The following is a 23283-nucleotide window of genomic DNA, read 5'->3' as shown; positions in this document are numbered from 1 at the left end:
AAAGTTGTGGTACTTTAACTGTAATTGGCTTATTTATTTTTACTTAACCAGTCTAGGTAACTATCAAAAGAAAGTGCTTTAGAATAGTAATAACCTTGACTAAAGTCTGCGCCCATTGATTTTAATAAGCGGTGAGTTTGCTTATCTTCAACCCCTTCAGCGGTGACACTTAAGCCTAGGTTATGGGCCATATCAATGGCCGTTTTCACGACCACTTTATTAGTAGGATTTGCTTCCAGATCAATAACAAATGACTTATCAATTTTTAAATTAGCAAAGGTATAATGCAGTAAATAAGTCAAAGAAGCATAACCAGTACCAAAGTCGTCAAGTACCACAGTAACGCCAATTTCATTTAATTGCTTTATGAGCGTCTGCATTTGTTGTTGATCGCCAATTAATGCGGTTTCCGTGAGTTCTAATTTGAGTTGCTTTGCAGGTGCATTATATTTCAATAAGGTGTTTTCAATTTTTTCAGCTAATTGCACTATGCCTATGTTCTTAGCGCTTAAATTAGCACTAACGCATTGCCCGCTGTAACCCTGCTTATTAAGCTGGGCAATGTCTTGGCAGGCTTTGTCCAATACCCACAAGGTGAGCTCGTTAATAAGTCCTGTGCGTTCGGCTAATTGAATAAGCTGCTCTATATTTATGTGCTGATACTGAGTACAAGGCCAACGTAACAGGACTTCACTACCTACTACTTGGTTGTTGGCGAGGTTAATTTGCGGTTGGTGATATAATGCAAGTTCATTGGCTCTTATCGCCTCTTGTAGTTTTGCTGCCAGCTCAATGTCCATGACTTGATTCGGTTGCTGTTGTGAATCACTAATGTGACTCACTGTCCCCTTTGCTTGTTTTAATGCAACATATCCACGCTGTAGGCTTGCTTCAAAGTTATTGACTGTATCGGGAAAACTGATCCCGACACTGTACTCTAGCTGTAAGTTTAACCCTTGTATTTGGTAGTTTTTTGGTAAGCCTTTAATGATCTTTGTTAAACTTAAAGATAGCTCTTCAGCGGTTTGTGCTTTAGTAGAAATACAGGCAAATACCCCTGTGCCTAAGTCGGCAAGTTTAGAGTTGCTATCTAAGGTTGAATCTAAAAAGTAAAACTGACGTTCGCCAACTAGCTGCAGCTCTAATGATTTTGCTACCTTGATGATTAATTCATTGCTTTTTGTTGCTGTCAAAATGGTATCTAGTGAGTGAAAATAACGAATTTTAATTAGACACAGGGTGTTTTGTCTTTGCTGCTGCTCAAGTGCCATATAAGCTTGCTTTAACATTGCGCTATTAAGAAGTTTGGTTTGCTGGGTGTGAGTGGCATGATAAAGCGCTCGCTCTCTTTGATAGCGAACTCTATCAGCCAAGGCCATGGCCATGAGCACCACTTCGCACAATATAGCAGCTAAAAAAGTATGGCGAATTGCAAAGCTATACGGCAATACTCCCGTTAACTCAAGTGGCTGTATAGCTGCACCTATAATTAAGGGTATCCATGAAATAACATAAAACTTTGCCCAACGAAATCCACTGCGCAGTTTGTTATAAATCATGATGATACAAATTACATAAAGCAGTGCTAAAATAGTAAAAAATATCGGCGCAGCGATGTTTTCAGGAATGATAAAACAGCTTAAGCCTAACACAAGCATGAGCCCCATAAAGTAAACGCTGAGTTTATAACGCCAGCATTGCTCTTTATGGTAGCGTAAAAACATAGTACAAAATGCAAGGGTGAATATTGCAATCGCATAGTTACTAAAAATAATGTACTTTTGAAAAAACAGTTGCCAACTAACAGGCCATAAGTAAAAACCAAAGCCGAGTACGCAGCCCATTAGAATAATCGCGCTAATAATATAACCGATATAAATTAAGTAAACGCGATCCTTTATGCCAAAAAAGAGCACTAAGTTATACAGTGCCGCCATGATCAGCACGCCAACAAAAATTCCCCAAATGGCTGTTTGTGAACGGGTTAAATCTTGAAACTCAGTTTCACCATAAAGATTTATCGGCGTTTTACTAATTCCGGTTGTATCAATTTTTATTAATAGTTTCTGTTTACTTTGCGGGGTAACTGTTAAGCGAATATGCGGTACACTGTACTCAAAACGAGTGAGCTCTGGGGTTAAGTCGCCAAGTTGCGTAGTCGTTATAATATGATTGCTTTTATCCAAGTGATAAATCGTTAAATGATCGACCATAGGGTTATCAAAATGAGCGACAATTTTTTCATTTTGTTGACTTCGATTCTCCAGCTCTACTAACAACCAATAATTACGGGGTGTAAAGTTCCAGTTTATATCTGCAAATGACCCCACAGTGAAATCATCTAGATTATCGATAATTTGATGAATTGGTAGTTTTTTTGTTTCATCAATAAAGTAACTATGGGATAGGTAAATAGGAGTGGTTTTGTCAATAGTGTATTTTGTAGGGGTCGCTAAATGGCCTGCAAGCGTTGCTATTACATAAAACAACACAAGTAATATTAATACGGCAATAAAATGATAGCGTAAGTAATTATTTTTCAATTTTTAACGTTCTTTTTCAGTCCCTAGAAATGAGTGTAGCATTAAAAAGCGCAGATAAACTGCGCTTTTTATTAAATCTTAACTGGTTATACCAATTAATTATTTTTCCCGAGCGATAGCACGATAAGCTATATCAGTACGATATTCCATACCTTCCCAACTGATCTCGTCTACAAGCTCATAAGCACGTTGCTGTGCTTGCGTCACTGTATTACCAAGAGCCGTGGCACATAACACACGACCACCTGCGGTTACTACGTTATCGCCGTCTTGCTTAGTGCCTGCGTGAAATACTTTTTCGCCTTCGGCGTAGCTAACTTTAAGGCCATTGATTGTATCGCCTTTCGGGTAGCTATCAGGATAACCTTTAGCAGCTAATACCACACCGACAGCTGCGCGTGAATCAAACTCAATGGTGGTTTTATCGAGTTCTACGCGGTTAGCCGCTTCAATCAATTCAACTAAGTCTGATTGTAAGCGTAGCATCATAGGTTGTGTTTCTGGGTCGCCAAAACGACAGTTATACTCGATAACTTTAGGTGTACCGTCGGCGTCGATCATCAGGCCAGCATACAAAAAGCCTGTGTATGGATGACCTTCGCTGGCCATACCTGCAACCGTTGGGTTTATCACTTCGTTCATGATGCGCTGGTGGATTTCGTCAGTCACAACGGGTGCTGGTGAATATGCACCCATGCCGCCTGTGTTAGGGCCTTTATCGCCATTGTAAGCACGTTTATGATCTTGGCTAGTAGCAAACGGAAGTACATTTTCGCCATCAACCATTACGATAAATGACGCTTCTTCGCCTTCTAAAAACTCTTCAATGACTACGCGGCTGCCTGCTTCACCAAAGGCGTTTCCAGCTAGCATATCGCGGATAGCAGCTTCAGCTTCGCGCTCGTCCATAGCAACAATAACGCCTTTGCCTGCAGCTAAACCGTCAGCTTTGATGACAATCGGTGCGCCTTTTTCTTTTAAATAGGCAAGGGCAGGGTCGATTTGCTCAAACGTTTGATAATCCGCAGTTGGAATATTATGGCGTGCTAAAAAGTCTTTAGTAAACGATTTAGAGCCCTCTAACTGTGCGGCGCCGGCGGTTGGGCCAAAAATAGCTAAGCCGTGTTCACGGAACTTATCTACCACACCTAGTACCAGTGGTACTTCAGGACCTACGATAGTAAGGCCAACATTGTTTTGCTTTGCAAAATTAAGTAGACCATCTAAGTCTTCAACATTAATCGCAACGTTTTCAAGTTTTGGCTCAAGTGCAGTACCTGCATTACCTGGAGCAACGAATACAGTGGTTACTTTTTTGTTTTGAGCGGCCTTAAACGCAAGTGCGTGTTCGCGGCCGCCGCTGCCAATGACTAATACATTCATGGCGAATATCCTATTTAAAGCGGTTTTTTAAATTTCAGCGTCATGCGGTCACTTTCACCAATGGCTTTATACTTAGCGGCGTCTTGCTCGCCAAGTCTTAGGCTAGGTGGTAGTGTCCATACCCCTTTAGGGTGATCGGCTGTATCAAGTGAATTTGCATTTATGTCACTGCTTGCTTCAAGTTCAAAACCTGCTTTTTTAGCAAGTTCAATCACAACACTTTGCTTCATATAACCTGATGATTTTTGCATTTCATCAGCGCGCTCTTCTGGCAAGCGGTGTTCAACTACACCTAAGGTGCCGCCTGATTTGAGCGCGGTGTAAAACGATTTAAAAGCGTTAGCTGCCGCTTCTTTATCTTTACTCATATACCAGTTATGAACATTACGAAAGGTCAAAACCATATCCGCACTGCCAGCTGGAGCAATATCTAAATGTGATGAAGGGGCGAATTCAGTGATTTTTACTTTGCTAAAACGCTCATCCTCAGCAACCTTCTTTTTAAAGCCAGCTAATGAACGTTGATAGTAACCAACCGATGAATCTGCAGGGAAGTGCGCAGCGTAATAGGTGCCGTGCTCTTTCAATGCTGGCGCTAAAATCTCACTGTACCAACCACCGCCTGGGGCAATTTCAACCACTGTCATACTTGGTTTAAAGCCAAAAAATTCCAGAGTTTGGACTGGGTGGCGATATTGGTCGCGTTCAGCGTTACGTTCGGTTGCTTTTACAGCGTGCTTTAATGCTGAATCATGGCCGTGATTATGAGCAACGGCGGTAGTAGCACTGACAGCCAAAGTGGCAACCAGTAACGTTTTTAGTGCAAATTTCATCGTCTGTTCCTTCACATTATAATTTTACGAGAGGTTATAGAATAAGCAGAATACGTGAATTTGATGCAAACAAAAAGAGCTAACTGATGCAGTTAGCTCTTTGCGTGATTAGTGGCGGAAGTGACGCATGCCAGTAAACACCATTGCCATGCCAGCTTCGTCAGCAGCAGCGATAACTTCTTCATCGCGCATTGAACCACCAGGTTGAATTACCGCAGTAATACCAGCGTCGGCTGCAGCATCAATACCATCACGGAATGGGAAGAATGCATCAGATGCCATTACTGAGCCCTTAACTTCAAGGTTTTCATCAGCAGCTTTAATACCGGCAATTTTAGCAGAGTAAACGCGGCTCATTTGGCCTGCACCTACACCAATTGTCATGCCATCGCGGGCATACACAATGGCATTTGATTTAACAAACTTAGCCACTTTCCAGCAAAATAATAAGTCTTTAAGTTCTTGCTCAGTAGGCTGGCGTTTAGAGACAACTTTTAAGTCGCCTTGCGTTACCATACCTAAATCGCGGTCTTGAATTAATACGCCGCCATTTACACGTTTAATGTCGTGGCCTGTGCCTTTAGCAGAGAACTCACCACACTCAAGTAAACGTACATTTTGCTTAGCTGAAATGATTTGCGCTGCAGCTTCAGATACTTTAGGTGCAATGATCACTTCAACAAATTGACGTGACACGATTGCTTCTGCGGTATCGGCATCAAGCTCTTGGTTAAAGGCGATGATGCCACCAAATGCAGATGTAGGGTCTGTTTTAAATGCGCGGTCGTAGGCTTCAAGGATGTTTTCACCAATTGATACGCCGCAAGGGTTTGCATGCTTTACAATAACACAGGCTGGTACGTCAAACTCTTTAACACACTCAAGGGCTGAATCAGTGTCAGCAATATTGTTAAACGATAAGGCTTTACCTTGAAGCTGTACAGCGGTTGCTACAGAGGCTTCTTGCACGTCGTTTTCAACATAGAAGGCGGCGTCTTGGTGTGAGTTTTCACCGTAGCGCATATCTTGCTTTTTCGTGAACTGCATATTGATTGTACGTGGAAATTTAGTTTCCTCTGCCGCTTCATCAGTGTAGTCTGCAACCATTTTACCGAAGTAGTTAGCAATCATGCCATCGTACTGTGCGGTGTGCTCGTAAGCGGCAATAGCTAAATCAAAACGTGTCTTGTACGTTGTTGAGCCATTATTGCTTTGCATCTCACTAATTACGCGATCGTAATCTTTTGCATTTACTACGATAGTCACGTCTTTGTGGTTTTTAGCCGCAGCACGAACCATAGTTGGACCACCGATATCAATGTTTTCAATCGCATCTTCAAGGCTGCAGTTCTCTTGAGCGACTGTATTCGCAAAGGGGTATAAGTTAACTACAACAATATCGATAGCAGAGATGTTATTCTCGCTCATTACGTCTTCATCTTGGCCACGACGCGCTAAAATACCGCCATGAATTTTTGGATGAAGAGTTTTTACGCGACCATCCATGATCTCTGGGTGACCTGTGTGGTCAGATACTTCAGTGACTTTAATGCCGTTATCAGCAAGTAATTTACAAGTACCGCCAGTTGATAAAAGTTCGACACCTTGTGATTCAAGTGAACGAGCAAATTCAACGATACCGGTTTTATCTGACACACTTAGTAGTGCGCGACGAATTGGACGATGTGTATCCATTGTAGTTTGATTACCTCAGTGTTTGAGCTAGCTTAGAAAGGCGCTATTTTAACTGAATATCGCTTAAAAAACGATATTTAAAGGGTGAGGATTTTTAAAGATATAAAAAAAGCACCCTAAGGTGCTTTTTACTCAAAATACTTTATACCAACTGTATTGGATTAGTAAGCAATTATAACGACAGAGAAATAAGTCAATAACAAGGCAAAAATTTTGCTGTGTAGTTATTCTACATAAAAAAATTTTAACGCAGTTAGGGGCTTATTTAGCTCGTTAGAATGATTACAGTTTCAATATAGCTGGTATTAGTTCATGCCGTATTTCTTAAGCTTCTTACGTAAAGTACCACGGTTGATACCTAGTAAGATTGCCGCACGTGTTTGGTTACCACGTGTATAAGTCATTACTTCTTCAAGTAATGGTGCTTCTAGCTCAGAAAGAACAAGGTCGTAAACGTCTTGCACATCTTGACCGTTAAGCTGTTTTAAATAGTGATGAACAGCTTTCTTCACTGCATCGCGTAATGGCTGCGGTTTCTCGTGCGACTGAACATGAGGGTTAGTGATAAATGGAGAAGTCACGTTTTGTTCGAACATTGTTTATATCTCTTTCTTTCTTAGTTAGCTGCTAGTGTTTTAAAGTATTGCTCTAATGTCTCGATTTGTGCCTGTGGATTATCGAGAGCATTAAATACTCGCCTAAACTGACCGTCACTGTCATGGGTTTGCAAATACCAAGATACATGTTTGCGAGCTATTCGCGCTCCCATTGGTTCCCCGTAAAACGTATGAAGGTTCACTAAGTGTTCCATCAAAATACCACGCACTTCTGAAATTTCAGGTGTTGGTAAGTGTTTTCCAGTTCGCAAATAGTGGTCTATCTCCCTAAATATCCAAGGGCGACCTTGGGCGGCTCGACCAATCATAATGGCATCTGCACCCGTATAGTCCAAAACCTGCTTTGCTTTTTCTGGTGACGTAATATCACCATTAGCAACCACAGGTATCGACACTGAACGTTTAATATCCCTAATCGTGGCGTATTCTGCTTCACCTTTATACATACATGCGCGAGTACGCCCATGCACGGCTAATGAAGCAATACCATAACGTTCAGCTATGCTCGCAATCTCTACACCATTACGGTTTTCCTGATCCCACCCTGTGCGGATTTTTAGTGTTACAGGTACATCAACAGCATTTACAACTGCATCAATAATCTCTTCGACTAACTCAGGAAACTGCAATAACGCTGAGCCTGCGAGTTTCTTGTTCACTTTCTTAGCTGGGCACCCCATATTTATATCTATGATTTGTGCACCATTACTGACATTGAATTGTGCGGCCTGAGCCATAAGCTCAGGATCAGCTCCTGCGATCTGCACCGCGCGTATTCCTGATTCACCGCTGTGATCCATACGGTTCATCGATTTTTCGGTTTTCCATACTTTAGGATTTGACGATAGCATTTCAGACACGGCAAGCCCCGCACCTAAGCGTCGGCAAAGCTGTCTAAATGGTCTGTCTGTAATGCCTGCCATTGGCGCGACAATTACATTGTTCTCAAGTTGGTATGAACCGATACGCACTGTATTCAATAGGCCTCTTTTCAAGGGGCGCTAAGTTTACGGTGTTTTCACTAAAAATCAAAGGCTATAAATTGAACAAAAGTGACTTTTTTTTGCCTTTTTCGTATTGACTTTTGATAACAGTTTGACGGGCGGGTTGATTTGTTTGATATTTATACAAAACAAATTTAGTGGTAATAATCAGCACGGTAAATTAATGTGTGAATAATAGGTAAAGCCTGTTAACTACAGGCTTTACAAACGTATTTAGAGTTAATGCTTAAACAAAGGTAACACGATTAGTTAGCATGCTTTTTACCGCTGACTCGTGTCCATTCACCTTCAACAGCAATTTCATCAAGGGCTAGAAACGGCGCATAAACATCAGCCACTGACTGTGCTTGCTCTTGTAAAATACCTGACATAGCAATTTTACCGCCTGGTTTTAACAAGCCTAAAATCACGCTGTGTAATTCTCGAAGTGGTGCGGCTAAAATGTTTGCTACTACTATATCAGCTGTAAATTCAGGCTGATTTTCTGGTAGGTAAACTTCCAGTTTGTCGGCTACACCGTTACGCTGTGCGTTATCTAAACTTGCCTCAAGTGCTTGTGGGTCGATATCGATGCCTATCATACGCTCAGCACCTAATTTGATAGCTGCAATGCCTAAAATACCTGAGCCGCAGCCAAAGTCGACCACGGTTTTACCTGTTAAGTCTTGGCTTTCAAGCCATTTTAAACACAGTGCAGTAGTCGCATGAGTTCCGGTGCCAAAAGCAAGGCCTGGGTCGAGTAATACATTTACAGCATCAGGGTCTGGAATATCGCGCCAGCTTGGGCAAATCCATAGCTTTTTGCCAAATTGAATCGGATGGAAATTATCCATCCATTCACGTTCCCAGTCTTTATCTTCTAGTTGCTCGACTTTATAAACTAACGAGTCTCTTATCTCGTCATGGCGCTTCAACAACTCAATGACTGCATTCATATCGTGATTAGCCTCGAACAGACCAATAACAGTGGTATCAGCCCAAAATTCGACTGTGCCAATTTTAGGCTCATAAATAGGCGTATCTTTAGCATCAATGAAGGTAACAGATGCGCTGCCTGCTTCCATTAATAAGTCACTTACAGCATCAGCGGTTGCGGCATTAGCATTGATACGGATTTGGATCCAAGCCATGATAGTTTCCTTGAAATAGAAAAAAGGCCGCTACAGCGGCCTTTTGATTATGTTTGTTAGTAGCTAATTATTTAGCGTCTAAGAAGCTCTTAAGTAAGTCAGAGCGAGAAGGGTGGCGTAGTTTACGCAGTGCCTTCGCTTCGATTTGACGAATACGCTCACGGGTTACGTCAAATTGTTTACCTACTTCTTCTAGAGTATGGTCGGTATTCATATCGATACCAAAGCGCATACGTAATACTTTAGCTTCACGGGCTGTTAGGCCTGCAAGTACGTCGTTGGTAGCACCACGAAGAGATTCCATTGTTGCCGAGTCAATTGGCGAGTCAATGGTGGTATCTTCGATAAAGTCACCTAAGTGCGAATCTTCATCATCACCGATTGGCGTTTCCATCGAAATTGGCTCTTTTGCAATCTTAAGTACCTTACGGATTTTGTCCTCAGGCATCATCATGCGTTCTGCTAATTCTTCAGGGTTTGGCTCACGACCCATTTCTTGTAGCATTTGACGTGAAATACGATTCAATTTATTGATCGTTTCAATCATATGCACCGGAATACGGATTGTACGTGCTTGGTCAGCGATAGAGCGAGTGATTGCTTGGCGGATCCACCACGTAGCATAAGTTGAAAACTTATAACCACGGCGGTACTCAAACTTATCAACTGCTTTCATTAGACCAATGTTACCTTCTTGGATTAAGTCCAAGAATTGTAAACCACGGTTGGTGTACTTCTTCGCAATTGAGATAACAAGACGTAAGTTTGCTTCAACCATTTCTTTTTTCGCACGACGGGCTTTTGCCTCACCGATACTCATACGACGGTTGATGTCTTTAATACGTTCAATGCTTAAACCAGTGCTTTCTTCAATTACAGAAAGTTTATTGATACAACGAATTATTTCTGGCTTAACTTCTTCAAGTTTAGCTGAATGCTTTTCGTTAGCGGCAATTTCTAAATCGAGCCACGATGCATCTGTTTCGTTGTTTGCAAAATGCTTAACAAAGGTTTTCTTTGGTAATTTTGCAAATTGTACCGCTTGTTTCATGATGAGACGTTCTTGTACACGTACTCTGTCCATCATTTCACGCATGTTATTAACCATGCGATCAAACTGTTTTGGTACTAATTTAAATGTTCTGAATAACTCACCGATCTCAAAAATAGCGGCTTGAGAATCTGGGTGTGAACGACCTTTTTTATCAAAAGTGTCGCGCGCTTTGTTATAGAGATCACGAAGGTTTTCAAAGTGTATACGGGCTTCTTCAGGATCTGGGCCGGTATCTACTTCTTCTTCGTCATCATCATCGTCACTATCTGCATCATCTTCATCTTCTTCATCAAGTTCTTTTTCACTTAATTCAGAGCCAATGTGCGTTGCAGAAATTTGAGCTTCATCTTCGTTAGGATCAAAGAAACCAGAGATAATGTCGCTTAAGCGCATTTCTTCAGCTTCAAATTTATCCCACTGTTCAAGAAGATAAGTTATTGCTTCAGGATATTCAGCAACCGAGATCTGTACTTGGTTGATGCCTTCTTCAATACGCTTTGCGATGACAATTTCGCCTTCACGGGTCAGTAGTTCAACTGTGCCCATTTCACGCATGTACATACGAACCGGGTCCGTAGTACGGCCGATTTCTTTATCTACAGTAGCAAGCGCAGCGGCTGCGGCTTCTGCTGCGTCTTCATCTGTCGTGGTTTCTTGCATCATCAATTCATCGGCATCAGGTGCGTTTTCGCTAACCTTGATACCCATATCATTGATCATACTAATGATATCTTCTACTTGATCTGAATCGATAATATCTTGTGGAAGGTGATCATTAACTTCTGCAAAAGTTAAATAACCTTGCTCTTTACCTTTTTGAATCAGAAGTTTTAATTGTGACTGAGGAGTTGGATCCATAGAGATTTTTTCTTCCACTCTGATAAGTTGATACAACAGGCGCCAGCTTGCTTACATATAAAGCCAAGCTAAGTATAATTCGACGCAGTGAATAGCACAGTATAGCAATAAAAATCAATTTTGGCTAGCTGTTAGTGCCTTTTAGCGCTTGAGTTAATAAATGACACTCAAGTCTTTCATCGCTATTTAACCCTTGGGTCTTGTCCTTTATTAATAGGGTCTCGAGTCGATAATTTAAACACTGATCTTCAATAAATTTAAAAGTATTTTTAAATTCATCCTCTAACCGGTCGTCATTTATTTCATGGCGCCACGTTGCAAGTTTTATAAGTGCTTCATATTCTGGGCTTTCTCTAAACGCCTCAAGTAGTTGGGCGGTAGTAGTGCCTTTTTGTAATGCGTAATGCTGTAATTTAATCAACAGAGCGATACCCCCGATATTCATTTGCGCGAGGTCGGGTAAATAAGGCACTGCGTTTGCTAAATTTGGGTGCTGAACTAATAAACCAATTGCGCGACGCATCGGTGTTATTTTAAACTTACGCTCAATAGAGTGCTGTTGTTTCGGTGTTTTTAAGCGACTATTTAGCTGCTCTTTTGTGCGCCCAATTAATCGCCCTAGTTGCTCAAGTAAATTTTCCTGATAAAACTCACTAGGGATTTTTTCTACCAGAGGCAGTACCGCACTAAGTAACTTTGCTTTGCCTGCATCTGTTGTTAAATCAATTTCTTGGCTTAGTTTATTAAACAGTACTTGGGTGAAATCATCAGCTTGGGCTAAACGTTGTTCAAACGCATCTTTGCCTTCTTTTTGTACTAATGAATCAGGGTCTTCGCCATCAGGTAAAAATACAAATTGCAGTGCTTTACCATCAGTCAAATAAGGCAGCGCATTTTCTAGCGCACGCCAAGCGGCATCGCGACCTGCACGGTCACCATCATAACAACATATTACTTTGTCTGTGGTTCTAAACAAAGTATGCATGTGTTCAGCCGTTGTTGCAGTGCCTAGAGCCGCTACCGCGTACTCTATATCTTGCTCACTGAGCGCGACCACGTCCATATAGCCTTCAACAATAAGAATATGCTCGAGCTTTTTATGCGCTTGCTTTGCCTCGTAAAGCCCATATAGCTCAAAGCCTTTGTGGAAAATACGGGTTTCAGGGGAGTTTAAATATTTAGGACCTTGGTCGGCTTGCATAACACGACCACCAAACGCGATTACACGACCTCGTTTATCGCGGATGGGAAACATTAAGCGGTCGCGGAAAAAATCAAACTGCCTGCCAGGGGTTTTCTCTGAAGCAAGTTTTAGCTCTACTAGTTGCTCTTTTTGTTCTTTGTTACGGCCTAGTTGTTGGCATAAGCCTTCCCATTCGCTTGGTGCATAGCCAATCATGAACTTTTTAACGGTTTCGCCACTTAACCCACGGCCTTTTACATACTCAATAACTTCAGCAGAATTTGCATGATGTTTTAATTGATGCTGATAAAAGCGGGCGGCGTGTAGCATTAAGTCGTAATCTGAACGTTTTTGTTCTGCTGTTCTTTGTGGGCCTGAGCTGGTGTTACCTTGTTCGCGTGGTACATCGAGGTTTAATAAGCTGGCAAGTTCTTCAATTGCATCAACAAACTCAAGTTTATCGTATTCCATTACAAAGGAGATTGCGTTGCCGTTAGCGCCACAACCAAAGCAATGGTAAAACTGTTTATCTTGCGAAACAGTAAACGACGGAGACTTTTCGTTATGAAAAGGGCAGCACGCTTGGTAATCTTTACCGGCTTTTTTAAGACCAACTTTAGAGTCAATGAGCTCGACAATGTCTGTTCTGGCGAGTAAATCGTCAATAAAATTTCGTGGGATCTTTCCGGCCATTAGTAAAGTGTAGTCCTGAAATAAATAGAAAAAGATGAACGAACTAGCTTTAGTTCTGCAAATTTAGATTTGAACACAAATGCTATTTTTGTTAAAGCTAAAAACGAAGAAACCGAGCACTTGGCTCGGTTTGCTTCAATCATACTTTATGTATGTGGGCGTATTAGGCCGTTAATCTTTGCTTAATTAAGCCAGAAATCTTACCTAAATCGGCGCGACCTTCAGCTTTGCTTTTGATTATACCCATTACTTTACCCATGTCTTGCATACCTGCTGCGTTAGTATCAGCAATAGCCGCATCAATGAGAGCAATGATTTCGTCTTCACTCAATTGTTGAGGTAAAAACTCTTCAAGTGCTTTAATTTCACTGGCTTCAACTTCAGCTAAATCATCACGCCCAGCATCTTTATACTGAGTGTAAGAATCGCGGCGTTGTTTAACAAGCTTCACTAAGACCGCGGTAATACCGTCATCATCAAGTGTTATTTGCTCGTCAATCTCACGCTGCTTGATTGCAGCAAGTACCATACGAATAGGGTTAAGACGTGTTTTGTCTTTTGCTCGCATCGCATCTTTTTGTGCATCTTTTAGCTTTATTAAAAGGCTCATTTATACAAGACCTAATACTATTAGTATAATTTAACGCGACGTGCGTTATCGCGAGAAAGCTTCTTCATGTGACGCTTAACCGCTGCAGCTTTTTTACGCTTACGCTCAGCTGTTGGCTTTTCATAGTGCTCGCGACGACGAACTTCTGAAAGGATACCTGCTTTTTCACATGAACGCTTGAAGCGACGAAGTGCTACGTCAAACGGTTCGTTCTCTCTTACTTTAATTACTGGCATTAAAAATTCACCTACCTAAATAATGAGCGTTGCTCAAGTTGATCAAACAATGATCAAGTGGTTCAAAAATGGTGCGGTATTGTAATCCGAAGCCACACCACATGTAAAGGATAAATATTGTCTGTTCTAATAGTAAACGAAAAATATCGCTATGTTGCTAATTTTACTGAAATTGATACAGGCGACAAAGTACTTGCCCTGCAATTTTTTCTTTTAATAACAGCCAACTGCTAGGAAGATCTAAATTGTTAAGTTCACTTTCAACTTCGACATAAATCAACGCATTTTCACTTAACCAGTTATTTTCTATCAGTAAATCACAGCATGGTTTAGCTAAGTTTTGGCGAAAAGGCGGGTCAACAAAAACTAAATCAAATTGTTGTTCGTTGGTGTTTTGACCTAAATAACGCAAACTATCGGTGCAATGAATGTCTGCATTATTCAAATTAAGTGTTTGCGCGTTTGTTTTTAATTGCGCACTGGCTGAATTGTCCATTTCTAAAAATGTGGCGCTGTGAGCAAACCGAGAGAGTGCTTCAAAGCCCAGCCCGCCTGAGCCTGCAAAGCAATCGAGTACTTTAGCATCTCGGGTATCTTGCATTAACCAGTTAAAAACAGTTTCTTTTATACGATCGGTCGTTGGACGCAATCCTTGTACATCCTTAACAGGTAACTTACGATTGCGAAACTGCCCGCTGATGATTCGAATAAAGCCATCATTTGATTTGTTATTTGGTTTTTTTTGTGGTGATTTTTTTCTCATTTAGCTCACTAAAAAATGGTATCTGTTACGCGGCTCAGATAATATTGTACTGATATTGTAGCGCGTCATTTTTCAACTGCGCTAAAAGTGTTACTATATACCCAAACAAGCTCAAGATACGAGTTTCAGTTGGAATTAAAAGCGATTTAGGCAAGGCATTGATTGCAAGTAATAGTGGTTCTATTGTTAAAATCAATAACGCAGTATACATCGCTTTTAAACCAACCCATTGGGCGCTTCACAGGCACTTACTCTCATCGTTGTTACTTCTTAAAAGGGATGGCCATTCTTGCAAAGTAACGCCTTGATATTAAGCTCCTGTGAAACGCTGAATTTTGCATCTTGAGCTGGCTTGGGTATAAACCCCTTGGGCAATAGTTTTATCAATGGCTTTAAAGCGGGTTCAGATAAAACTATTTGCATTAGTTTATCAGATTTTTATAAGTGGTTATTAGCAACTATGGCAAAAAAAAGTAAATTCCTGTCTTGGCTAGGTTTTGGCAAATCAGAAAATAAACAACAAACAGAGCAGGCAGCAGAGGCTGATAACCAAAAGCAATTAGCAGAGCAAGAGCGTATTGCTGCAGAGCAAGCAGAAGCTGACCGTGTAGAGCAAGAGCGCATTGCTGCAGAAAAAGCAGAAGCGGAACGTGTAGAGCAAGAGCGCGTTGCTGCAGAAAAAGCAGAGGCGGAACGTGTAGAACAAGAGCGTATTGCTGCAGAAAAAGCAGAAGCGGAACGTGTAGAGCAAGAGCGTATTGCTGCAGAGAAAGCAGAAGCTGAGCGTGTAGAGCAAGAGCGTATTGCAACTGAAAAAGCGCATGAACAGCTACTCGCAACAGAGCAGGCTGAGCAACTTCGTCGTGAGCAAGCAGATCGTTTAGCAAAGCAAGAAGAAGCAATGCGTTTGGAACTTGAACGCAAAGCCGCAGAGCAAGCGCAACATGACGCAGAGTTAGAGCAACAACGCATTACACAAGAAAAGCGCGATGCAGAACGTGTAGAGCAAGAGCGCATTGCGGCAGAAAAAGCGCATGAGCAGCTACTTGCAGCAGAGCAGGCTGAACAGCTTCGTCGTGAGCAAGCAGATCGTTTAGCACAGCAAGAAGAAGCAATGCGTTTGGAACTTGAACGCAAAGCTGCAGAGCAAGCTCAGCGTGATGCCGAATTAGAGCAACAACGTATTGCCGCAGAAAAAGCAGAGGCAGAACGTTTAGAACAAAAACGTATTGCTGCAGAAAAAGCAGAAGCTGAACGTGTAGAGCAAGAGCGTATTGCTGCAGAGCAGGCAGAGGCAGAGCGTGTAGAACAACAACGTATTGCAGCAGAGCAGGCAGAGGCCGAGCGTGTAGAGCAAGAACGTATTGCAGCAGAGGCTGAGGCAGAGCGCCTAGAACAAGAGCGCTTAACTGCCGAGCTTGCCAGCGATGAAGCCAAAAAAGCAGAAAAACCTAAAAAAGAAGGCTTTTTCTCTCGCCTTAAAAAAGGCTTACTTAAAACAAAGCTAAATATAGGATCTGGTTTTGCGTCAATTTTTAGTGGTAAGAAGATTGACGATGAGCTGTTTGAAGAGTTAGAAACACAATTGCTAACCGCTGATTTAGGTGTCGATACGACTATGAAGTTAATCGACAGTTTAACGGATGCAGCCGATCGAAAGCAGCTAAAAGACGGTGATGCGCTTTATGAGCTGATGAAGCAAGAAATGGCGACTATGCTTAAAACAGCAGAGCAACCATTAGAAATCCCGAGTGACAAAAAGCCATTTGTTATTTTAATGGTCGGTGTTAATGGAGTCGGTAAAACCACCACAATAGGTAAGCTTGCTAAGCAATTCCAAAACGAAGGCAAATCAGTGATGCTTGCAGCCGGTGATACCTTCCGTGCAGCGGCAGTTGAGCAGCTGCAAGTATGGGGTGAGCGTAATGAAATCCCTGTGATTGCGCAGCATACCGGTGCGGATAGTGCATCTGTGGTATTTGACGCCTTCCAAGCGGCCAAGGCGCGTAATGTTGATGTGTTAATCGCTGATACAGCAGGGCGCTTGCAAAATAAAGATAATTTAATGCAAGAGCTTGAAAAAATAGCCCGTGTAATGAAAAAAATAGACCCAGATGCCCCTCACGAAGTAATGTTAACTATCGATGCAGGTACTGGCCAAAATGCAATTAGCCAAGTAAATCTATTTAATCAGTGTGTTGGCTTAACAGGTATTACACTTTCTAAATTAGATGGTACAGCTAAAGGTGGTGTTATCTTCGCTGTCGCTGATAAGTTTAATATTCCGATCCGCTATATTGGTGTTGGTGAAAGTATTGATGATTTAAGAGCATTCAATAGTAACGACTTTATCGATGCGCTGTTTAGCCAAGACGAGGATGAAGCATAAATTTAAAAAAGGGGCTTAAACTAAACTGGTTTAAGCCTTTTTTAGCTGAGGGATAAGAATGATAAATTTTCAGCAAGTCAGTAAAACATACCCAGGAGGCCACCGAGCACTGGAAAAAGTGAGCTTTCATGTAAAACCAGGTGAACTAGCTTTTTTAACCGGTCACAGTGGTGCTGGTAAAAGTACCTTACTTAAATTAATTAGCTTAATGGAACGCCCATCCGCTGGGCAGGTGTTGATCAATGGCGTTGACTTAGGCGCAGTTAAATCAAGACAGATCCCATACGTTCGCCGCGATATCGGCATAATTTTTCAAAATCACCGTTTATTAGAACGTCATACCATTTTTGATAACGTTGCTTTGCCGCTGATTATTGAAGGTACGCACCATAAACAAATCGAAAAGCGAGTGCACGGCGCGCTAGATAAAGTTGGCTTACTAGATAAAGTAAAGTGCCATCCATCCACTCTTTCTGGTGGTGAGCAGCAGCGTGTAGGTATTGCCCGTGCCATCGTGAACTCACCGCCGTTATTACTTGCCGATGAGCCTACCGGTAACTTAGACCCTGAATTATCAATGGATATACTGCGTTTATTTGAAGACTTTAATAAACACGGTACAACAGTACTCATTGCGACTCATGATTTAGGGCTTATCTCACGTATGCGTTATCGCAGCCTTACCTTAAAAGATGGCCGCATGAGTCAAGATCCATTGGCAGAGGCAACACTATGAGCTTGTTATTTAAAGGGCGACAAAGCCAAAATGAGCGCGCTAAAAAATCATTTATAGCTGCTGGCTACTTTTTTGTATTGAATATCTTTCGTCAGGGAGTTCATAGCTTAGGTGAAATGTGGCGCACACCTATGGCGTCAATGATGACCATTGCTGTTTTGGGCTTAAGCTTAACTCTACCAGCTACGCTCTATTTGGTGGTTAAAAATGTACAGCAAGTTAGCAGCGGTTTTGAAGAAGCTGCTGAGATCTCATTATTTGTTAAAGAGTCAATGAGCGAACAAGAAACGCAAACATTAGTTAAGCGACTCGCATTATACCCAGAGGTTGATAACGTCACATTTATCTCGAAACAAAACGCATTAGTTGAGTTTAAAGAAGTTTCTGGCTTTGGCCAAGCACTAGAGTATTTAGATTCCAATCCACTGCCTGATGTAGTGCTAGTGACACCGACCTCGCGCCACCGTCAACCACAAGCTGCCCAAGCGTTACTTATTAAGCTTGAAAAAGAACGTGAAGTAGACTTTGGCAAATTAGATATTGCATGGCTTGAGCGTTTAAATGCATTACTAAGTTTACTTAAAGAAAGTGTGATCACTATTGCTTTATTACTGCTTACTTCAGTTACTTTAATTATCGGCAATACCATTCGTTTATCTATCATGGATAAAAAAGAGGAAATACAAGTAATGAAGCTCGTAGGGGCAACCAACACCTTTATACACGCGCCATTTTTATGGACGGGTATTTGGTATGGTATTATCGGTGGTTTGTTTGCGTTTATTTGTGTTGCACTCATGATGTGGTGGTTAGGCTCGGCTGTCACTGAGGTGGCAGGGGTGTATCAAACAAGCTTCGATCTAATAGGCTTAAGCCTAGTTGAATTTGGCTCTTTAGTGTTACTAGCAACCACTTTAGGGTTTGTTGGCTCCTACCTATCCGTTAATCGTTATATAAAAGAAATTGAACCTGATAAAGTGTAACAATTGGTGTGTATCATCAATTAGCGAGTTGGTAATAATAACCCTCCGTTGTTTTTATCAACTCGTCATAAAGCTAGAATTCATCGCATATTCAGACGTTTAAAGTACAATAAAAAACATCAAAAAAACCACTTGCTTCAATCGAAAAAAAGATTTAAATTGAAGTTAGCACTCTCGGTTAAAGAGTGCTAAGATGGTTTAAAATGTTTATCACCGAGGTGAAAAATGAGTAAAGATATATACGCAATGGCACTCACAGTTGGACAGCAAAGCGCAAGTATTGATGGTTACCTACAAGCGGTAAGTACAATACCTATGCTAGAGGCTGAGCAAGAAAAAGAGTTAGCGACCCGCTTACAGGAAGACGGCGATCTTAATGCTGCAAAGCAACTCATCATGTCTCATTTACGTTTCGTGGCGCATATTGCTAAAGGTTATTCAGGTTATGGCCTACCACAAGCTGATTTGATTCAAGAAGGTAACATCGGTCTGATGAAAGCAGTAAAACGTTTTGACCCGTCAGTGGGTGTACGTTTGGTTTCATTTGCAGTGCACTGGATAAAAGCAGAAATTCACGAATTCGTGCTTAAAAACTGGCGTATCGTTAAAGTTGCGACCACTAAAGCACAGCGTAAGTTGTTTTTTAACTTACGTAAAAATAAAAAGCGTTTAGGCTGGTTTAACCAAGCTGAGGTTGCAACTGTAGCAAGCGAGCTAGGTGTAAGTGAAAAAGAAGTACGTGAAATGGAATCGCGCATGAGCGGCCAAGACATGGGCTTTGACTTAACGAGCGACGATAATGACGACGCACCAAGCAGCACTTACTCACCAGTACAGTATTTAACTGACGGTAGTAACGATTTAGCTGAAGAAGTTGAACAACAGCAGTGGCAAGAGCAATCTCACACACGTTTGTTTAGCGCATTAAAAACACTCGACGAACGTTCGCAAGATATTGTAAGCGCTCGTTGGTTATCTGATGAAAAAGCAACACTACAAGAGCTAGCTGCAAAGTACAGCGTTTCAGCAGAGCGTGTTCGTCAGCTTGAAAAAACAGCGATGAAAAAGCTACAAGCAGCAATGAGCTAACGCTTAATATTGTATAGAATTTGAAAGCCCCGCATGAAAATGCGGGGCTTTTTGTGTTTAGGGGGGGCTACAAGTTTTAAGCGATAAGTCATAAGCTCGAGAAAAATCCCATCAAGCCCTTTTACAGAAGGTGATAAAAACAGTATTTTAAATAAAAATATACATACCGTTTTTATACCAAGTTATTTATTTACAGTCGGTAGATTTTTAATTTAAGTTTTACATTTTATCCATATCACTTGTTTTAAAATTGCTCCTAATGTCTTGATTTTAATTTGTTTTTTAAGCTTGTATGCGAAAATAAAACAAGGTTGAGATTGTCTCTCAATTCATACTCTAAATTAAGCTAACCCCAAGCTGTATTTATCTCCGTTTCTATTTAATTAAAATCAGTATTAGCACTCAATATGAACTCATATTCACTAAAGAAAAAAATATTATTATCCGTTGTCCTTGCCCTTGTAATTGTTGTTGGACTTTTATCATGGTATAGCTATTTCACACAAAAAGCGTTGTTGCTACAAAGTAGCGTTGATAGTGTAAGGCAAACAGGCAAACAGGCAAACAGCAAGCGGATCGTATCGAAGCATGGTTGGCAGATCGCCAACGAGTTATCGCTTCGCTAGCCAATAAAGTTGGCGGTGATACGCTTAATGCTTTACAACAAGCACAAGCATCAGGCGATTTTCAGTTAACTTATTATGGTGATCGTGACGGGGTGATGATGGATTCAGATCCGCGTATAGATCGTACCGGCTACGATCCGAGGACTCGTCCTTGGTATCAACAAGCACAACAAGCTCGACAAGGTATTATTACTAAGCCTTATTTAGATGTAGCTTTTAATTTACTTGTGGTGAGTATTGCTCAGCCAGCTCGCAATGGGGTCGTTGGCGGTGACGTATCAATTGCTAGTATTGTCGATAGTGTTAGCAATATGTCTTTACCAGCTAATGGTCATGCCATCATGATACATGATGATGGAACCGTCATTGCTTATAAAGATGCGAGTAAACTGATGGGAAAGATAACCAATATTGAGAGTAAGTTAAACAATAGGCTAATTGAATCGAGTAACCAAGCGGGTCAATTAACGCCAGTATATTTTGAAACTGAAAATAGCGAAAAACTATTATGGAGTGAAAAAATTTCTAATACTGATTGGCAACTTATTTTTGTTCTTGATAAACAAACATTAGAAGCTCCGCTGGTGCGCTTAATGGTCACTCAATTAGGGCTCGCGACTATCGCATTAATAGTTAGTGTATTATCTATATCTTGGTTACTAACGTTATTATTAGGTCCTCTAAGCCGTGTATCGCAAGCATTATCACGTATTGCAGAGGGAAATGGAGACTTAACTCAACGTATCCGTGTTGATAGCCAAGATGAAGTCAGAGTATTAGCGGACAGTTTCAATTCATTTGTCAGTAGCCAGCATCAATTAATTAGCCATATTCGTCAGCTAGCCATTGATTTGGATTTAGATGCAGAGAAAAGCCTGCTAACAAATCATTCTAGCGTAGAGGAATTAGAGCGTCAGCAGCAAGAAGTCACTATGGTCGCTACAGCTGTTACCGAAATGTCCAGTGCCACACATGAAATAGCAGCAAATGCTGAAAATACCGCTGCAGCGTCACAGCAGTCTGCGCAAAGCAGTATTGAGGGTAAAAGCTTGGTTGATAAAACCAGAACGACAATTAACTCATTAGCCTCTGAAATAGATGAAACCACAGTGGTTATTGGTGAATTAAGTCAGCATGCACAAGCAATCTCAAGTATTCTTACCACGATTCAGGAAATTGCTGAACAAACTAATTTATTAGCGTTGAATGCAGCTATAGAAGCGGCACGTGCTGGAGAGCAAGGGCGTGGTTTTGCTGTTGTCGCAGATGAAGTGCGAGTACTATCACATCGCACTCAAAATTCAACGGCTGAGATTTATACAACAATTGAAACTTTGCAAAATACCACAAAACAAGCGGTAAGCTTAATGGGTAGTAGCAAGGGGTTAGCAAGCAATAGTGTTGATGATGTTAATGCAGCGGCAAAGGCACTTGATGAAATAACTCAAGCAGTGAATGAGATTTCTGATATGGCAGGGCAAATTGCCGTTGCAGCAGAAGAGCAAACTCAGGTAACTAATGAAATAACTAGAAATACAGTCGCGATAAAAGATGTGACGGATGAAATCACGTCATCAGCAACGGATCATTTAAGCCAAGCTAAAATACTTAAAGATCGTGCCGCTAACCTGAATGAAAAAGTCGCTACTTTTATTCTGTAAAACAGCATGTTTGTTTAAGGGGAAGTATCAAGTTAGAAAACCTTTAAGTATGTGGGGGTGATTAAATATGCCCTCGCTAAGTTTTAAGTGATTAATTATGATAGAAAAATAGTCTGGCGACAGAGTGGGTGTGATATGACTCTATAATCGCACAGAGTCATATCATTCTTGTAGCTAGTTCTTAATGCTTTGCAAAAGCATCTTGCAGTGGTGGTACTACTTGCTTTTTACGGCTTAAAACGCCATCAAGCCATACTTTACCGTCTTTAGGGATTTCGCCATAAGCAGTTTCAACAAGTGTTGCATCATCAGATGCAATTAGCATTTGTGAGCCTTCTTTCATGATGTCGGTTAGTAGTAAAAATACTGAGTGACGACCACCTTCTTCTTTAAGAAGCGCAATGTCAGCTTCAAGGTCTGCTTTAATTTCATCAAATACAGCAAGGTCAATAACTTCTAATTGACCAATACCCACTAACTTACCGTTCATGTTAAAGTCTTTAAAGTCACGCATTACTAAATCGCGAGCGGGAGTGTCTTCAACCGCAGATTTAACACGGAACATGTCCATGCCTAGCTCTTTAAAGTCTTCAACACCGGCAATTTCAGCCAGTGCTTCAACACATTTGATATCAGCGGTCGTGCAGGTTGGTGATTTAAAAATAACGGTGTCGCTTAAAATTGCACACATCATGATGCCAGCAATGTCTTTTGGAATTTCAACATTGTAGAAGTCATACATCATTTTAATGATAGTGTTTGAACAGCCAACAGGGCGGATCCAACACTCAAGGGGAGTTGATGATGTTAAGTCACCTAGTTTGTGATGATCTACCACACCAACAACACGGGCTTGATCAATATCATCAGGGGCTTGTGTTTTTTCTGTATGGTCAACTATGTAAACATCTTCACCGGCATAGCTTAATTTAAGTTCAGGTGCTTCAAAGCCAAAGCGGTCAAGAATAAACTGTGTTTCTGGCGAAACATCACCAAGACGAGTTGGTATTGCTGGCTCATCGATTTGGTTTTTTAAATAGGCTAGTGCAATTGCACCACAAATAGAATCAGAATCTGGGATTTTGTGACCCACTACATACATTGACATTGACGGAGCTCCTTAAAATTTGCAGATATTCTAGCAAAGTAATCGTGCTTTGGCACATTCAACATAGGTGAATTTTTGTAATAACCAAT

General features: G+C 41.2%; 17 protein-coding genes and 1 pseudogene. 5 read left to right on the top strand and 13 right to left on the bottom strand.

The window, feature by feature from the left end:
* Positions 1 to 29: 29 nt before the first annotated feature.
* The 12 genes from B5G52_RS13085 to rsmD all read right to left on the bottom strand — a co-directional run bounded on the left by B5G52_RS13085 (position 30) and on the right by rsmD (position 14602).
* The gene (locus B5G52_RS13085; protein WP_087533090.1) at positions 30 to 2543 is read right to left on the bottom strand and encodes an EAL domain-containing protein; all 2514 of its coding nucleotides are present in this window, start codon (positions 2541 to 2543) and stop codon (positions 30 to 32) included.
* A gap of 99 nt (positions 2544 to 2642) precedes the next feature.
* Positions 2643 to 3926 (bottom strand): phosphoribosylamine--glycine ligase, encoded by a 1284-nt coding sequence (gene purD, locus B5G52_RS13080; protein ID WP_087533089.1) that lies wholly within the window; start codon positions 3924 to 3926, stop codon positions 2643 to 2645.
* 14 nt (positions 3927 to 3940) lie between these two features.
* On the bottom strand, positions 3941 to 4759 hold the full coding sequence (locus tag B5G52_RS13075; protein WP_087533088.1) for a class I SAM-dependent methyltransferase: 819 nt from the start codon (positions 4757 to 4759) through the stop codon (positions 3941 to 3943).
* A 108-nt stretch (positions 4760 to 4867) separates the two neighbouring features.
* A complete protein-coding gene (gene purH / locus B5G52_RS13070; RefSeq protein WP_087533087.1) occupies positions 4868 to 6454 on the bottom strand; it encodes a bifunctional phosphoribosylaminoimidazolecarboxamide formyltransferase/IMP cyclohydrolase in 1587 nt (528 codons plus the stop codon).
* Between the two features lie 305 nt (positions 6455 to 6759).
* Positions 6760 to 7050, bottom strand: coding sequence for a DNA-binding transcriptional regulator Fis (gene fis / locus B5G52_RS13065; RefSeq protein ID WP_002957804.1), 291 nt, complete (start codon positions 7048 to 7050; stop codon positions 6760 to 6762).
* A 20-nt stretch (positions 7051 to 7070) separates the two neighbouring features.
* A complete protein-coding gene (gene dusB, locus B5G52_RS13060; protein ID WP_176372549.1) occupies positions 7071 to 8042 on the bottom strand; it encodes a tRNA dihydrouridine synthase DusB in 972 nt (323 codons plus the stop codon).
* Positions 8043 to 8320: 278 nt separating this feature from the next.
* Complete coding sequence (prmA, locus tag B5G52_RS13055; RefSeq protein ID WP_087533085.1) at positions 8321 to 9205, bottom strand: 50S ribosomal protein L11 methyltransferase; 885 nt, start codon at positions 9203 to 9205, stop codon at positions 8321 to 8323.
* 67 nt (positions 9206 to 9272) lie between these two features.
* Entirely contained in the window at positions 9273 to 11117 is a 1845-nt protein-coding gene (rpoD, locus tag B5G52_RS13050) for an RNA polymerase sigma factor RpoD (RefSeq protein WP_087533084.1), read from the bottom strand.
* Between the two features lie 124 nt (positions 11118 to 11241).
* A complete protein-coding gene (gene dnaG, locus B5G52_RS13045; protein ID WP_087533083.1) occupies positions 11242 to 12993 on the bottom strand; it encodes a DNA primase in 1752 nt (583 codons plus the stop codon).
* Positions 12994 to 13156: 163 nt separating this feature from the next.
* Positions 13157 to 13603 (bottom strand): GatB/YqeY domain-containing protein, encoded by a 447-nt coding sequence (locus tag B5G52_RS13040; protein ID WP_087533082.1) that lies wholly within the window; start codon positions 13601 to 13603, stop codon positions 13157 to 13159.
* Positions 13604 to 13623: 20 nt separating this feature from the next.
* Entirely contained in the window at positions 13624 to 13839 is a 216-nt protein-coding gene (gene rpsU / locus B5G52_RS13035) for a 30S ribosomal protein S21 (protein ID WP_002957797.1), read from the bottom strand.
* Between the two features lie 163 nt (positions 13840 to 14002).
* Complete coding sequence (gene rsmD, locus B5G52_RS13030) at positions 14003 to 14602, bottom strand: 16S rRNA (guanine(966)-N(2))-methyltransferase RsmD (protein WP_087533081.1); 600 nt, start codon at positions 14600 to 14602, stop codon at positions 14003 to 14005.
* A 460-nt stretch (positions 14603 to 15062) separates the two neighbouring features.
* On the opposite strand from rsmD, the gene ftsY reads away from it, so the two are divergent.
* From ftsY to B5G52_RS13005, 5 genes and pseudogenes are all read left to right on the top strand, one after another.
* Positions 15063 to 16991, top strand: coding sequence for a signal recognition particle-docking protein FtsY (ftsY, locus tag B5G52_RS13025; protein WP_087533157.1), 1929 nt, complete (start codon positions 15063 to 15065; stop codon positions 16989 to 16991).
* A 58-nt stretch (positions 16992 to 17049) separates the two neighbouring features.
* On the top strand, positions 17050 to 17727 hold the full coding sequence (ftsE, locus tag B5G52_RS13020) for a cell division ATP-binding protein FtsE (RefSeq protein WP_087533080.1): 678 nt from the start codon (positions 17050 to 17052) through the stop codon (positions 17725 to 17727).
* Entirely contained in the window at positions 17724 to 18710 is a 987-nt protein-coding gene (gene ftsX / locus B5G52_RS13015) for a permease-like cell division protein FtsX (RefSeq protein ID WP_087533079.1), read from the top strand. The genes ftsE and ftsX overlap by 4 nt, the downstream gene beginning before the upstream one ends.
* Before the next feature lie 225 nt (positions 18711 to 18935).
* On the top strand, positions 18936 to 19799 hold the full coding sequence (gene rpoH / locus B5G52_RS13010; RefSeq protein ID WP_087533078.1) for an RNA polymerase sigma factor RpoH: 864 nt from the start codon (positions 18936 to 18938) through the stop codon (positions 19797 to 19799).
* Positions 19800 to 20206: 407 nt separating this feature from the next.
* Positions 20207 to 22086: pseudogene (locus B5G52_RS13005) on the top strand (methyl-accepting chemotaxis protein).
* Between the two features lie 181 nt (positions 22087 to 22267).
* On the opposite strand, the gene B5G52_RS13000 reads toward B5G52_RS13005, so the two are convergent.
* A complete protein-coding gene (locus B5G52_RS13000) occupies positions 22268 to 23194 on the bottom strand; it encodes a manganese-dependent inorganic pyrophosphatase (RefSeq protein WP_087533077.1) in 927 nt (308 codons plus the stop codon).
* Between the last annotated feature and the right edge of the window lie 89 nt (positions 23195 to 23283).

The organism is Pseudoalteromonas sp. A601, assembly GCF_002165575.1.
GTDB lineage: Bacteria > Pseudomonadota > Gammaproteobacteria > Enterobacterales > Alteromonadaceae > Pseudoalteromonas.
Note: the sequence above shows the minus strand (reverse complement) of the source record. Positions and strands in the feature narration are given on the sequence as shown.

Coding starts and splice junctions, on each gene's coding strand:
- purD (WP_087533089.1), bottom strand. CDS start 3,926: ATGAATGTATTAGTCATTGGCAGCGGCGGCCGCGAACACGCACTTGCG.
- B5G52_RS13075 (WP_087533088.1), bottom strand. CDS start 4,759: ATGAAATTTGCACTAAAAACGTTACTGGTTGCCACTTTGGCTGTCAGT.
- purH (WP_087533087.1), bottom strand. CDS start 6,454: ATGGATACACATCGTCCAATTCGTCGCGCACTACTAAGTGTGTCAGAT.
- fis (WP_002957804.1), bottom strand. CDS start 7,050: ATGTTCGAACAAAACGTGACTTCTCCATTTATCACTAACCCTCATGTT.
- prmA (WP_087533085.1), bottom strand. CDS start 9,205: ATGGCTTGGATCCAAATCCGTATCAATGCTAATGCCGCAACCGCTGAT.
- rpoD (WP_087533084.1), bottom strand. CDS start 11,117: ATGGATCCAACTCCTCAGTCACAATTAAAACTTCTGATTCAAAAAGGT.
- dnaG (WP_087533083.1), bottom strand. CDS start 12,993: ATGGCCGGAAAGATCCCACGAAATTTTATTGACGATTTACTCGCCAGA.
- B5G52_RS13040 (WP_087533082.1), bottom strand. CDS start 13,603: ATGAGCCTTTTAATAAAGCTAAAAGATGCACAAAAAGATGCGATGCGA.
- rpsU (WP_002957797.1), bottom strand. CDS start 13,839: ATGCCAGTAATTAAAGTAAGAGAGAACGAACCGTTTGACGTAGCACTT.
- rsmD (WP_087533081.1), bottom strand. CDS start 14,602: ATGAGAAAAAAATCACCACAAAAAAAACCAAATAACAAATCAAATGAT.
- ftsY (WP_087533157.1), top strand. CDS start 15,063: ATGGCAAAAAAAAGTAAATTCCTGTCTTGGCTAGGTTTTGGCAAATCA.
- ftsE (WP_087533080.1), top strand. CDS start 17,050: ATGATAAATTTTCAGCAAGTCAGTAAAACATACCCAGGAGGCCACCGA.
- ftsX (WP_087533079.1), top strand. CDS start 17,724: ATGAGCTTGTTATTTAAAGGGCGACAAAGCCAAAATGAGCGCGCTAAA.
- rpoH (WP_087533078.1), top strand. CDS start 18,936: ATGAGTAAAGATATATACGCAATGGCACTCACAGTTGGACAGCAAAGC.
- B5G52_RS13000 (WP_087533077.1), bottom strand. CDS start 23,194: ATGTCAATGTATGTAGTGGGTCACAAAATCCCAGATTCTGATTCTATT.